The following is a 12056-nucleotide window of genomic DNA, read 5'->3' as shown; positions in this document are numbered from 1 at the left end:
GTTGGCGGCAACAAGGGGAATGGCTCCAGTTTAGGCGGTGCGTGCCTGTGCCAGCGGCGGCGGTGCGACGGGCAGCAGCGCCGGGCCGGCACTGAGGGTGTCGGCGGAGAGCTCCCAGACCCGCCGCAGGGCGCAGAACTTCCACCAGTGGTGCTTGAGGACCTCCGGGTTGGCCCGCACCGGGCGCACTTCCGTTTCACCAATGGCGACGGCCAGGAGGACGGGGTCCGCGCCGTGCGCCCATGGTTCCCACGTCCCTTCCCGGGGATCCACCAGGCTTTCCTCGGCCTTCATGCCGGCCACCAACTGCATGACCACCTTGTCGTCCAGGGGCTTGACCTGGCCGTCCCGCGTGGTGCCCTTGGTCTTGTAGTCGATCAGGCAGGTGCGCCCGTTAATCCGGGCCACCAGGTCCAGGGTGCCGGCGTAGCCGACGGCGTCGTTCCACACCGTGATCTCGGGGGCGATGGGCTCCACCCGGTAGAGCTCCCACCATTCGTCGAACCGGACGGCGAAGGCCTCTTCGCCGTTTGCTGCGAGGGCTTCGCGGGCTTCCTTCATGCTGTGCGGACGGCCCAGTGCCCGCAGGGCCACCTGCTCGCAGTAGTTATGGACCCGGTCCCCGCGCTGCGCTGCCTCATCGCGGTAGGCCTCTGCCGCCTTGGCGGCACGGTTCACGGCCTGGCGGATCTTTGCGGGGCTGCCCAGGCAGTCGGCCAGCAGCGGGTCCTTCGCCAGGCTGCTGGCGCCCATGTAGCCGAACCAGCCGTCCAGCCCGTGCGGCTGCTGGCTGATCACGGTGGTGATGGAAGGTACGGAGAACGGGGCGGTGGTGGACCGCGCGTACATCCGGCCGTATTCCGTGGCGTGGGCGAGCAGTGGATCGGTCATGGAAAAGACTCTTTCACAGAGGGCTGACAATCACAGGTCCGGCTGGTTCCCGGGAACGGCCGGACATGAAGAAAGGGTCTGTTTCCGCTGCTGATGAGCGGAAACAGACCCTTGTGCGTGGGCGATACTGGGTTCGAACCAGTGACCTCTTCGGTGTGAACGAAGCGCGCTACCACTGCGCCAATCGCCCCGATGCATTTGAATGCTAGCCCACGTTGCTGCCATTTCAAAAATCGGCCGCCGCGGCCCTGCGCACCCGGACGGCCGCCCCGGCGCCGTCCCCGCCCGGGGCGCCCCCGCCGTCGGAAGCCGCGCTCACGGCGTCGTGAATTACAGGCCTGTAACTTGGCCAAACCCTTGCCGTTACTGGGAAGCAGGGCCATTGGAACTGACGCCGAAGGAGCCGATTTGGAGAATCCCGGAACCTCCTATATTGTTTTTACTCGTTGGAACGCGAGGAAATGCCGGGAACGGCAGCGAATCAAGCCTCAACAATGCGGACGTAGCTCAGCTGGTAGAGCACCACCTTGCCAAGGTGGATGTCGCGAGTTCGAATCTCGTCGTCCGCTCGCAGGACACTGTCACGGCATAGGTTCTTTCGGGACCGACGCTAACACGGTGGGTTGGCCGAGAGGCGAGGCAGCGGCCTGCAAAGCCGTATACACGGGTTCGAATCCCGTACCCACCTCGGTGAAAACCATGGTTTTCCGGAGAGCATCCGGATAAAAATGGGCGATTGGCGCAGCGGTAGCGCGCTTCCCTGACACGGAAGAGGTCACTGGTTCGATCCCAGTATCGCCCACTCGGCAAGTTCACTTGCCTTCAGCAGTTCCCGGCATTGCCGGAATCCACTGCACGCGGACGTAGCTCAGCTGGTAGAGCACCACCTTGCCAAGGTGGATGTCGCGAGTTCGAATCTCGTCGTCCGCTCTCTTGTTTACCCCATAGCACCGGTCTTCCGGTTCCGGGCGATTGGCGCAGCGGTAGCGCGCTTCCCTGACACGGAAGAGGTCACTGGTTCGATCCCAGTATCGCCCACAGATACAGCAGCTCTCCGGAGCTGCTTTTTTGTTTGCCCGCCGTTTCCTTGGCAAGGAGGGCCCCGACGCATAGGATCGAATGCGCAAGGAGCGACCTGGCTCCGGGATTGAAGGGAGGTGCTCGTGGGACTGATTGACGATCTAAAGGGCAAGGCTCAGGGTCTGATCCACGGTAACGAGCAGGCCATCAAGGACGGCATCACCAAAGCCGGTGATTTGGTCGACACCAAGACCGGGGGCAAGTACTCCGGCCACGTCGACAAGGTCCAGGATGGTGCTTCCCGGCTCGTAGACCAGCACGGAAGCCAGGATCCCGCCGCAGTGCAGGATCCGCAGGCGCCTGTTAACCCGGTTCCGCCGGCAGACAGGGCTCCGTAACAGGATTCAGACGGGGTTTTGCCCCTACGCGTCAACGGGGCGCGGGTCCCGCCGGGAGGCGGCGCCCGCGCCTTTGGCACTTAAGGACGACGCCGGCCAAGGGCTGCGCGGTCGGGCGCTTCAGGACGGCTCGTGGTTCTGGCCTTCGCGGGCCAGCGCCGTGAGCCGGGACACGGCGCGGAAGTACTTCTTCATGTAGCCGCCCGTCATCATTTCCTCGGTGAAGAGTTTGTCGAATGGAACACCGCTGGCCAGGATGGGCACGTCCTTGTCGTACAGCCGGTCGGCGAGGACCACGAAGCGCAGGGCCACCGCCTGCTCGGTGATGGTTTCCACGTTGCGCCACACTACGGCGTCGATCCCGTCGATCAGCTGGCGGTAGCGGCTGGGGTGCACGCCGGCAAGGTGGTGGATCAGGGTGCCGAACTCGTCGTGCGCCACGGTCCTGCCGTCAAACTCTGCCTTCATGCGGCCCGGGAGGTCGCTGTCCTTCAGCGGCGCGGGCGCCGCCGGCAGGCCGCGGTGGCGGAAGTCCTCGCCGTCGATCCGGATCACCTCGAACTGGTCGGCAAGGACCTGGATTTCCCGCTGGAAATCGACGGCGGCGAACCGGCCGTCGCCCAGGGAACCGGGCAGGGTGTTGGAGGTGGCAGCCAGCTTCACGCCGGCGTCGGCCAGTTCCCGCATCAGCCGGGACATCAGCACGGTGTCCCCTGGATCGTCGAGTTCAAATTCGTCGATGCACACGAGCTTGTAGCTGCTGAGCGCGTCAACGGTTTTCCGGAAGGACAGTGCACCCACCAGGTTGGTGTATTCCACGAACGTGCCGAACGCCTTGGGGCCCGGAGCAGCGTGCCACAGCGACGCCAGGAGGTGCGTCTTGCCGACGCCGAAGCCGCCGTCCAGGTAGATGCCGGCCCGCCCGGCGTCGTCCTTCTTACCGAACAGCTTCCTGAAGAGGCCGCCGCCCCCGTTGCCGGCTCCCACGCCGCCGGCAAAATGCTCCAGGGCACGGACGGCGGCAGCCTGGCTGGGCTGCTTGGGGTCGGGCCGGTAGCTGGCGAAGGAGACCTGGCCAAACCGCGGCGACGGGTAGAAACCCTTCAGGAGCTCATCCACCGAGACTGCCGGGGTGCGGGCGGCAAGCTGTTCGATCTGTACCAAGGTGGTCCGTTCTGCTGGGGGTTGGTCCCCAGAAAGGATACCGGGAAAGGAGCGGGGGCCCGGCTTTCCGGCGCCGCCGGAGCCGCCCGGCGTGAGGAACGCAACATTTCCTCCTGTTAACGGAATACGGACATCCTCCCGGGTGCTGGCTAGGGTGGGAGCAGTTCCCTGCCCGCCCCGCGGCTGCCCGCGCACCCAATGAAAGGCCATGACCATGCCCTACCCGGTTGAACAGAACGAGAAGTTCGCTGCCTACGCCCATCCGGAGCGCCTGGTGTCCACGGACTGGCTGGCCGCCGCGCTTGAGAGCGGCGCGGTGGAAAACGGCGGACTGGTAGTGGTGGAATCCGACGAGGATGTGCTGCTGTACGAAACCGGCCACATTCCCGGCGCCGTGAAGATCGACTGGCACACCGACCTCAATGACGAAGTGACCCGCGACTACGTGGACGGTGCGGCCTTCGCCGAACTGGCGGCGTCGAAGGGCATTTCCCGGGACAGCACGGTGGTCATTTACGGCGACAAGTCCAACTGGTGGGCGGCCTACGCCCTCTGGGTGTTCACCCTGTTCGGCCACGAGGATGTGCGCCTGCTGGACGGCGGCCGCGACAAGTGGATCGCCGAAGGCCGCGGCCTCACCACGGACAGGCCTTCCCCGGCACGCCGCGACTACCCGGTGGTTGAGCGCAACGATGCCCCCATCCGGGCCTTCAAGGATGACGTCCTGGCGCACCTGGGCAAGCCGCTGATCGATGTCCGCTCCCCTGAGGAATACACGGGCCAGCGCACCCACATGCCCGCCTACCCGGAGGAAGGCGCGCTCCGGGGCGGCCACATTCCCACCGCAGCCTCCATCCCCTGGGCCCGCGCCGCCGCCCCGGACGGCACCTACCGCAGCCGCGACGAGCTCGAGGCCCTCTACCTGGGCGAGGCCGGACTGGCGCCCGGCGACGACGTGGTGGCCTACTGCCGGATCGGCGAACGCTCCAGCCACACCTGGTTTGCGCTCAAGTACCTCCTGGGCTTCGACACCGTCCGCAACTACGACGGTTCGTGGACCGAATGGGGCAACGCCGTCCGCGTACCGATCGTCAAGGGTGCCGAGCGCGGCGCGCTCACCCTGCCGGCCTGAGCGCCCCGGCCCGCCGCAACCAGTTCCGCGTAGAATTGGACCGATGAGTACCCAAGCCCTGCCTTCCGCCCTGGCGGCCATCGTCGACGACTTCCAGGCCGTCTCCGAACCCGAGCGCCTGCAGCTCCTGCTGGAATTTTCCCAGGGGCTCCCGGAGTTGCCCGAGCGGCTCCGGGACCACCCGGAACTGCTCGAACAGGTGGTGGAATGCCAGTCGCCGCTGTTCCTCACCATCGAAGCGGAGAAGAACGACGACGGTTCCTCCCCGGCGGTCAGGCTCTACTTCAAGGCACCCGCCGAGGCGCCCACCACCCGCGGATTTGCCGGGGTGCTCCATGAAGGGCTGGACGGGCTCCCGGCGGAGGACATCCTCGCCGTTCCGGACGACATGCCCGAACTGCTGGGCCTGACGCGGGCCATCACGCCCCTGCGCATGCGCGGGATGACGGCAATGCTGGGCCGCATTAAGCGCAAGGTGGCCGCCATTCCGGCAGCGCACTCCTAGGCGAAGCATGGCACGCAGGAGCGCCAAAACATCTGCACATGGAACCCCGGCAACGGCCGCAGCGGCGGCCGCCGGGGTTCCCTTCGTGCTGCACCCCTACGACCACGACCCCGCGGCGGCCAGTTACGGTGCGGAGGCCGCGGCTGTCCTGGGCATCGACCCCGCACGCGTCTTCAAAACTCTCATGGTCGAGGTGGATGGCCGGCTTGCTGTTGGAATCGTCCCGGTCAGCGGCACCCTGGACCTCAAGGCCTTCGCCGCCGCCATGGGCACCAAGAAGGCGGCGATGGCTGACCCCGCGGCGGCGCAGCGGCGCACCGGCTATGTACTCGGCGGCATTTCGCCGCTGGGCCAGCGGCTCCCCTCCCCGACTGTCCTGGACGCCAGCGCGCTGGCGCTCGAGACCATGCTGGTGTCCGGCGGCCGGCGGGGACTGGACATCGAACTGTCGCCTGCAGACCTGGTCCGCCTCACCAACGCCGTCACGGCGGCGATCAGCTCCATCCAGCTGTGACGGCCTAGCGGGGCTCCCCGCCGGTCGACCCGACAGGCGCCATGACACCGCCCGGGTTTGCCCGGGGCGCCAGCCTGCCCCGCAGCCAGGCCTTGACCAGGCGTTCCCAGCGCTCGGGGTCGACGTTCCACTCCTTGGTATGCCGCGCGCGGTCGAAGGTTTCGAACGTGACCATCTCCGGGTTCCGCTGTGCAAGCAGCGCGGACGGTTCGTACGGCACGTACTCGTCATCCACGCTGTGGATGATCAGGGTGGGCGTGCGGAGTTCCACCGCACGGGACACCCAGTCCATGGCTTTCAGGTCCACCGGAGCGGAGAGTCCGGTGAGCCGGCGCCCCAGCGGGTGCCCCAGCATCAGCTGCCCGTAGCGTCCCACCAGGGAAGGGATACGGTTCAGTTGGGCGTGGTGGGCCAGGACGTTGACCCAGTCGATGACCGGCGCATCCAGCACCATGGCCCGGATCAGGTGCCGGTACCGGGACAGGTCCGCCGTCTGCAGGCAGATCGCTCCGCCCATGGACCAGCCGAAAAGGACGATTTCCTCGGCGCCGTTGGCCAGTGCGTAGGCGATGGCCGCTTCGACATCGCGCCACTCCGTGGAGCCCAGCCCATAGCGCCCGTCATCGGCGGACGGTGCCAGGCCGTCGTTGCGGTAGGACACCACCAGGCTGGTGAGCCCGAGCTCCAGCGCCGGCCCCACGGCGCGCAGCGCCTCCTGCCGGGTGGCGCCGCGGCCGTGCACCATGACGGCCCAGGTGCGCGCGGTCCCGCCGGCCCGCACCAGCCAGGCCGGAGCCTGCCCTCGTTCCACATCGATCAGCACGTCTTCGGCGGGAAGCCCGACGGCGGCCGGGTCCGGGTACAGCGCACCGCTCCACCAGCCCCAGCGGGCGGCCGAGAGGTCCCCGGCGTACACGGCCTCGACCTCGCGCTGCACTGTCCGGTCCGCCGGTGAGTAGGAAACGATGCGGCCGATGCGGGCGTGCCCCTTGCCGTTGTCGAAAAAGAAGCCATACGTCCCGTCCACCGTGGTGTCGTCGGTGGCAGCGAAAATGACCTGCAGGCTGCTTCCGTCACGGATCACGGCCAGGACCTCCTGGTCCGATGCGCGCTGGCGCGCCGGGGTAATCACGCGGCGGGCAAAATACACGGCCAGGGCGGATGATCCCGTGGCCAGGAGCCCGCCAATGCCGCCGCCCGCGATGGCGCCGACAACGGCCCACTTGGTGCGGAGGGACATCCGGCCCGGTTCCGGGACAGGGGCGGGCGCCGGGCGGGATCGCTGCAGGAATGCCATGGCACTATTCTTACCGCCGCGCACGGGGAAGCCCGAATTGGTGCGGCCGGGCAGGCGCGGGACTAGGCTAAGGCCATGAGTGATCCCATCGTCATCCTGACCGAAGAACCGCTGGGGGCGGACGACCGCCTGAACATCGAACGACTGGTGGACGGGACGGACACCCAACTGCTCGTCCTGGTTCCCGCCAACACCGAGCGGCACCTCCTGGTGGACTTCCTGGAAAACCTTTCCATGCTGGAAGTCGCCAAGGCCTTCCGTGACCTGACAGCCCACGCGCCCGATCCCACCACCGAGCGGGCCCACGCTGCCGAGACACTGGCCACCTCCCTCAGCGCCCTGGCCGGCCTTGGTTCAGGCGTGGCCGGAGAGGTAGTAGAAGGCGGGGCAGTGGACGGGCTCGTAGCCAAGGTCCGGGAGACCGGAGCATCCCAGGCGGTAGTGATCACCCGGCCGCACGCGGTAGCTGACACCTTCCACACAGACTGGGCCAACAAGGCGCAGGACCAGTTGGGCCTTCCCGTCCTCCATCTTTATGCCGGCTCGGGATTTATCGGCGACTCGTAGGCGTTGGAACAACCATGGACAGCAAGACAGATGCACAGTGGCGGGAAGAACTGACCCCTGAGGAGTACCACGTCCTCCGGCAGGCGGGCACTGAACGGCCGTTCACGGGGGAATACTGGGACACCCATACCGCCGGGGTGTACCAGTGCCGGGCGTGCGGGGCGGAACTGTTCACCAGCAACGAGAAGTTCGACTCGCACTGCGGCTGGCCATCCTTTTGGGCGCCGCTGGCCGAGGACAAGGTCCGCTACATCCACGACCGCACCCTCGGCATGGACCGGATCGAAGTCCGGTGCACCAACTGCGACTCCCACCTGGGCCACGTGTTCGAAGGCGAAGGGTACGGGACGCCCACAGACCAGCGGTACTGCATCAACTCGGTTTCACTCAGGCTGGTCCCGCGGGAGGACTGATTGCCAAGGGTGGTCCTCAACCTCGCCGGGGCCACCCTAAGCAACAGTCCTTCTTATGCTTACGTCGAATTTTAGTTAGTCATGCTGTTGGCTTGCTACGCTCGCAATCAGAGCACAGCAACAGAAAGGCAGCCGACGATGACCGCAACCCTGACCACCGCAGCTACCCGCATTTCCGCGGACAACAAGGACTGGCTCCGGCTCAAGTCCGCCGCCGCCGCACTGCAGCCGCTGCAGGCGCAGGACGGGTCCGTTCCGGACGCCGGCACCCATGCCGCAGCCGCAGCCCACGTTGGCGTGATCGTTGACAGCATCCGGGCCCTGGCCCCGGCTTTTCCGCACGATGCCGCCTACCTCGAGGCAGCCTGCGCCGACTTCCAGGCCTGGGCAGCCGCGGGCTTCGGCGTCCCCGATTTCCTGGCATCCCTGCTGGCCTTCCAACCGCAGGAGCAGCGCGTCAATGGCCTCCAGCACCTGGTGGTCTTTCCGATGTACACGCAGAACGGCAGCAGCAACCGGCTGGTCGAAGCGGTCCTCATCGAGGTGGTCTGGCCCGAATTCATTGCCGGGCTGGAGGCCGGTGACTACTCCAACAAGCTGTTCGTCCCCATCCGGTTCCTCGACTTCACGGCGGGCTACGACACCAACTCCGCTGTGCTCTTCCCCGAGACGGTGGCCGTGTCCAGCACCCCCACCTTCACCTGGGGCGCCATCTTCGCCGACCGCGAGGCGGCCCGGTTCCGCCGCGTGCTCAAGGCCGCCTCGGCCACAACGCAACTGGAGCTCCCCGGGGATGCCGCGGAAATGCTGGCAGACCAGGACCTCACGGAGTCCGTCTTCGTCATGTGGGACCTCATCCACGACCGGACGCACATGCGCGGTGACCTGCCCTTCGATCCCTTCATGATCAAGCAGCGGATGCCCTACTTCCTGTACTCCCTGGAAGAGCTCCGGTGCGACCTCACCGCGTTCCGTGAGTCGGTGCGGATCGAAAAGGACGAGGAGGCAGCCCCCGAGGCCAGGCGCCACGCCAGGCTGGTCCAGTACGCCATCATCTTCGACCGCATCTTCCGCTTCGCCATCACCGGCAGCCGTGTCCGCAACTACGACGGCCTCGGCGGACAGCTCCTCTTCGCCTGGCTGCACCAGCACCATGTCCTCCACTGGACCGATACCCGGCTCACCATCGACTGGGACGAGGTTGCCGACGCCGTCATCGCCCTGGGGGCCGAAATCGATGACCTGTACTGGCGTTCAATCGACCGGCCCAAGACCGCGCACTGGCTGGCGGCCTACCAGCTGATCGCCGCCACGGTCACCCCGAGTCCGGCATCAGTCTGGGCCAAAGGCCCGGACGCGCTGCCGCTGGCCGGTCCGCCGCGGGGACTGACTGACCAGGTCCTGGATGACGAGTTCCCGCTGTCCATGTTCTACGAAGCACTGGAGAAGAAAATGCGTCCCGTCATCGAGTCCACCGCCGGCATCACGGGCAGGTCCGCCCTGTGAGCAGCCTTCGGGCCGAAGAATCCCCGCTGAACGTCCTGGTCACGGGCGGCAGCGGGGCCTCCGGCGTGGCGGTGGCCCGTGCGCTTAGCGCGGCAGGCTGCCGGGTCTTCACGGTCGGTTCCGACCGGCAGCGGATCGAGGCAGCCGCACACCAGGCGGGCGACGGCGTCACACCCCTGGTGTGCGACCTTGCGGGCCTCGACGACGTCCGGCGGCTGCGGAAGGATGTTTCCACAGCCGCCGGGGCGGTGGACGCTGTTATCCACCTGGTGGGCGGCTGGCGCGGCGCCAAGGGCATTCCGGACCAGTCCGACGACGACTGGGAGTTCCTGGAACGCGGCTCCATAACCACGCTGCGCAATGTGTCCCGGACCTTTTTCGAGGACGTCGCCGCTTCCCCGCGTGGCCGGTTCGCCATCGTGTCCTCCACCATGGCGGAAAAGCCTACAGCCGCCGTGGCCAGCTACGCCGCGGCCAAAGCCGCGGCCGAGGCATGGACCATGGCCATGGCCGACGGTTTCCGACGTGCCGCCGAGTCCGGCGCCGGGGAAGCGGCCGCCGTCGTCCTGGTGGTCAAGGCACTGGTGGATGATGAATTGCGCCGCAGCCACCCGGAACGGTCCTTCCCGGGGGCGACGGACGTCGCCGACCTGGCGGGCGCCGTCGTGCGCCTGTTTGGCCAGCCCGCAGCGGGACTCAACGGGACACGCGTACGCCTGGAACCGTCAGCAGCGGCGCGGCGGGCCCCGCAACCCGCGGCCCCGCCGCAGTACCTACACTGAAAGTGTGAGCAAAACCATGACAACCACTGCCGAAGCCGGCACCGCCCTGCGCCTCCACGACCCGTCGGTGCGCGGATTCGCCTCCGACAACTATTCGGGCGTGCACCCGGAAATCCTCGCGGCGCTGGCAGCCGCCAACGAAGGCCACCAGGTGGCCTACGGGGAAGACCAGTACACCGCACGGCTCCAGGAGGTCATGGAGCAGCACTTCGGCCCTGGCATCGAGTGCTTCCCCGTTTTCAACGGAACCGGTGCCAACGTCTTGTCGCTGCAGTCGCTGCTCCCCCGCTGGGGTGCGGTGGTGTGCGCCGCCACCGCCCACATCAACATGGATGAGAACGGCGCGCCGGAGCGCATCGGCGGCATCAAGCTGCTGCAGGTCCCCACCCCCGACGGAAAACTCACCCCGGAACTGATCGACCGGGAGGCATGGGGCTGGGGCGATGAACACCGCGCCCAGCCGCTGGCCGTGTCCATCACGCAGACCACGGAACTGGGCACCTGCTACACGCCGGAGGAAGTCCGGGCCATCGCCGACCACGTGCACGCCAGGGGCATGAAGCTGCACATGGACGGCGCCCGCCTGGCCAATGCGGCGGCCCACTTGGACCTGCCGCTGCGGGCCTTCACGCGTGACGCCGGGGTGGACATCCTGTCCTTCGGCGGAACCAAGAACGGACTGCTTTTCGGCGAAGTGGTGGTGGCCCTGAACCCTGACGCCGCGCAGGGCCTCGTCTACCTTCGCAAGATGAATATGCAGCTGGCCTCGAAGATGCGCTTCATGTCAGCCCAGTTCATCGCGCTCCTCGAAGGTGATCTCTGGCTCCGGTCAGCGGCGCACGCCAATGCCATGGCCACGAGGCTGCGCGCCGCCGTCGAAGGCGTTCCGGGCGTCCGGCCCACCCAGAAGACCGAATCGAACGGCGTTTTCGCCATAGTGCCGCCGGGCGTTGCGGACAGGCTGCGCGAATCCTTCCGGTTCTACGACTGGGACGAGGCCACCGGCGAGGTGCGCTGGATGTGTTCCTTCGATACCACCGAAGAGGACATCGACGCCTTCGCCGCGGTGATCCGGCGCGAGCTCCAGGGCCGCGGCGCTGCAGACGGCACCCCGGGCAGTACGGCGGGCTGAGCCGACGGCGAGCCTTCCCCGCTTGCCCGGCGGATTTGCGTAATCTGCGATGGTGAACGCACTTGACCAGGTTCCCCCGGCGTTTCTGGACGCCTTGGGAGCCCTCAGGAAAGCCCAAAGCCGCCGGGAGCTCCGGCTTGCGGAAATTCCTGCGCCTGCGCGGCTGGCACCGTTCGCTGTCGCACTGGGCGCAGAGGTCCTCGCCCCGGGTGCGGGAACCCCCGCAGCGGCCGTCCATGGCCCGGCCAGGATGGCGCTTGCGGCCGCTTCTGCCACGGGCGACGATTCAGAATCTGAACTGGCCACTGGACGTTTCATCCTCCTGCACGATCCCGCCGGCTCGGAGGTATGGGACGGCGACTTCCGCATCGTCACCTACATCCGGGCCGAGCTCGAGCCGGACATGGGCAACGATGAAATGCTCGGTTCGGTGGCCTGGACCTGGCTCGTGGAAGCCCTGGAGAGCCACAGGGCCGCCTACCGGGCGGCCGGCGGAACCGCCACCCGCGTGCTCTCGGAAAGCTTTGGCACCCTGGCCGAGCGCCCGGGGACCATCGACATCGAGCTGCGCGCGTCGTGGACACCGGCATCCTCCGACGTCACCGCGCACCTGGAAGCCTGGTGCGACATGGTCTGTACTTTCGCCGGCCTGCCACCCCTGCCTGACGGTGTGACGGCACTCCCCCAGCGCCGCCGGAACCCGGGCACCCGCCCCGGATGACGGGCAGGAACGGA

At 67.3% G+C, this 12056-nt stretch carries 13 protein-coding genes and 6 tRNA genes; 15 read left to right on the top strand and 4 right to left on the bottom strand.

Annotated features, from left to right (window positions below):
• Nucleotides 1-30: 30 nt before the first annotated feature.
• Complete coding sequence (locus ACIQCN_RS03785; RefSeq protein ID WP_400604128.1) at nt 31-891, bottom strand: cytochrome; 861 nt, start codon at nt 889-891, stop codon at nt 31-33.
• Between the two features lie 118 nt (nt 892-1009).
• Nucleotides 1010-1081: transfer RNA gene (locus ACIQCN_RS03780), tRNA-Val, on the bottom strand.
• Nucleotides 1082-1387: 306 nt separating this feature from the next.
• Between ACIQCN_RS03780 and ACIQCN_RS03775 the strand changes: the two genes are divergently transcribed.
• The 6 genes from ACIQCN_RS03775 (at nt 1388) to ACIQCN_RS03750 (ending at nt 2309) form a co-directional block, all read left to right on the top strand.
• Nucleotides 1388-1460: transfer RNA gene (locus ACIQCN_RS03775), tRNA-Gly, on the top strand.
• 48 nt (nt 1461-1508) lie between these two features.
• Nucleotides 1509-1579: transfer RNA gene (locus ACIQCN_RS03770), tRNA-Cys, on the top strand.
• A gap of 42 nt (nt 1580-1621) precedes the next feature.
• Nucleotides 1622-1693 (top strand) — tRNA-Val (locus ACIQCN_RS03765).
• 55 nt (nt 1694-1748) lie between these two features.
• Nucleotides 1749-1821 (top strand) — tRNA-Gly (locus ACIQCN_RS03760).
• Between the two features lie 36 nt (nt 1822-1857).
• Nucleotides 1858-1929: transfer RNA gene (locus ACIQCN_RS03755), tRNA-Val, on the top strand.
• 125 nt (nt 1930-2054) lie between these two features.
• A complete protein-coding gene (locus ACIQCN_RS03750; RefSeq protein ID WP_400609466.1) occupies nt 2055-2309 on the top strand; it encodes an antitoxin in 255 nt (84 codons plus the stop codon).
• Nucleotides 2310-2429: 120 nt separating this feature from the next.
• Here ACIQCN_RS03750 and zapE read toward each other — a convergent pair whose 3' ends face one another.
• The gene (gene zapE, locus ACIQCN_RS03745) at nt 2430-3473 is read right to left on the bottom strand and encodes a cell division protein ZapE (RefSeq protein ID WP_400609464.1); all 1044 of its coding nucleotides are present in this window, start codon (nt 3471-3473) and stop codon (nt 2430-2432) included.
• A 214-nt stretch (nt 3474-3687) separates the two neighbouring features.
• Here zapE and ACIQCN_RS03740 point away from each other — a divergent pair, with 214 nt between their 5' ends.
• The 3 genes from ACIQCN_RS03740 to ybaK are packed head-to-tail and all read left to right on the top strand — an operon-like array spanning nt 3688 to nt 5624.
• Nucleotides 3688-4605, top strand: a complete 918-nt coding sequence (locus tag ACIQCN_RS03740; RefSeq protein ID WP_400604309.1) for a sulfurtransferase — start codon at nt 3688-3690, stop codon at nt 4603-4605.
• 43 nt (nt 4606-4648) lie between these two features.
• A complete protein-coding gene (locus ACIQCN_RS03735) occupies nt 4649-5110 on the top strand; it encodes a SufE family protein (RefSeq protein ID WP_400604134.1) in 462 nt (153 codons plus the stop codon).
• A gap of 7 nt (nt 5111-5117) precedes the next feature.
• Nucleotides 5118-5624, top strand: a complete 507-nt coding sequence (gene ybaK, locus ACIQCN_RS03730) for a Cys-tRNA(Pro) deacylase (RefSeq protein ID WP_400604135.1) — start codon at nt 5118-5120, stop codon at nt 5622-5624.
• A 4-nt stretch (nt 5625-5628) separates the two neighbouring features.
• Here the strand turns inward: ybaK and ACIQCN_RS03725 are convergent, their stop codons facing one another.
• Entirely contained in the window at nt 5629-6921 is a 1293-nt protein-coding gene (locus tag ACIQCN_RS03725) for an alpha/beta hydrolase family protein (protein ID WP_400609463.1), read from the bottom strand.
• Between the two features lie 75 nt (nt 6922-6996).
• On the opposite strand from ACIQCN_RS03725, the gene ACIQCN_RS03720 reads away from it, so the two are divergent.
• The 6 genes from ACIQCN_RS03720 to ACIQCN_RS03695 all read left to right on the top strand — a co-directional run bounded on the left by ACIQCN_RS03720 (nt 6997) and on the right by ACIQCN_RS03695 (nt 12042).
• Nucleotides 6997-7488, top strand: a complete 492-nt coding sequence (locus ACIQCN_RS03720; RefSeq protein WP_400604139.1) for a hypothetical protein — start codon at nt 6997-6999, stop codon at nt 7486-7488.
• Nucleotides 7489-7502: 14 nt separating this feature from the next.
• A complete protein-coding gene (gene msrB / locus ACIQCN_RS03715; protein ID WP_400604141.1) occupies nt 7503-7901 on the top strand; it encodes a peptide-methionine (R)-S-oxide reductase MsrB in 399 nt (132 codons plus the stop codon).
• A 138-nt stretch (nt 7902-8039) separates the two neighbouring features.
• On the top strand, nt 8040-9407 hold the full coding sequence (locus ACIQCN_RS03710) for a DUF6421 family protein (RefSeq protein ID WP_400609461.1): 1368 nt from the start codon (nt 8040-8042) through the stop codon (nt 9405-9407).
• Nucleotides 9404-10189 carry an SDR family oxidoreductase gene (locus tag ACIQCN_RS03705; protein ID WP_400609459.1) on the top strand — a complete coding sequence of 262 codons (786 nt, stop codon included), beginning with the start codon at nt 9404-9406 and terminating at the stop codon, nt 10187-10189. Before ACIQCN_RS03710 ends, ACIQCN_RS03705 begins: the two co-directional genes overlap by 4 nt.
• 16 nt (nt 10190-10205) lie before the next feature.
• Nucleotides 10206-11321, top strand: coding sequence for a threonine aldolase family protein (locus ACIQCN_RS03700; RefSeq protein WP_400609833.1), 1116 nt, complete (start codon nt 10206-10208; stop codon nt 11319-11321).
• Nucleotides 11322-11370: 49 nt separating this feature from the next.
• On the top strand, nt 11371-12042 hold the full coding sequence (locus ACIQCN_RS03695; protein ID WP_400609457.1) for a DUF3000 domain-containing protein: 672 nt from the start codon (nt 11371-11373) through the stop codon (nt 12040-12042).
• Nucleotides 12043-12056 lie beyond the last annotated feature (14 nt).

This window comes from Pseudarthrobacter sp. NPDC092424 (genome assembly GCF_044754925.1).
GTDB lineage: Bacteria > Actinomycetota > Actinomycetes > Actinomycetales > Micrococcaceae > Arthrobacter.
Note: the sequence above shows the minus strand (reverse complement) of the source record. Positions and strands in the feature narration are given on the sequence as shown.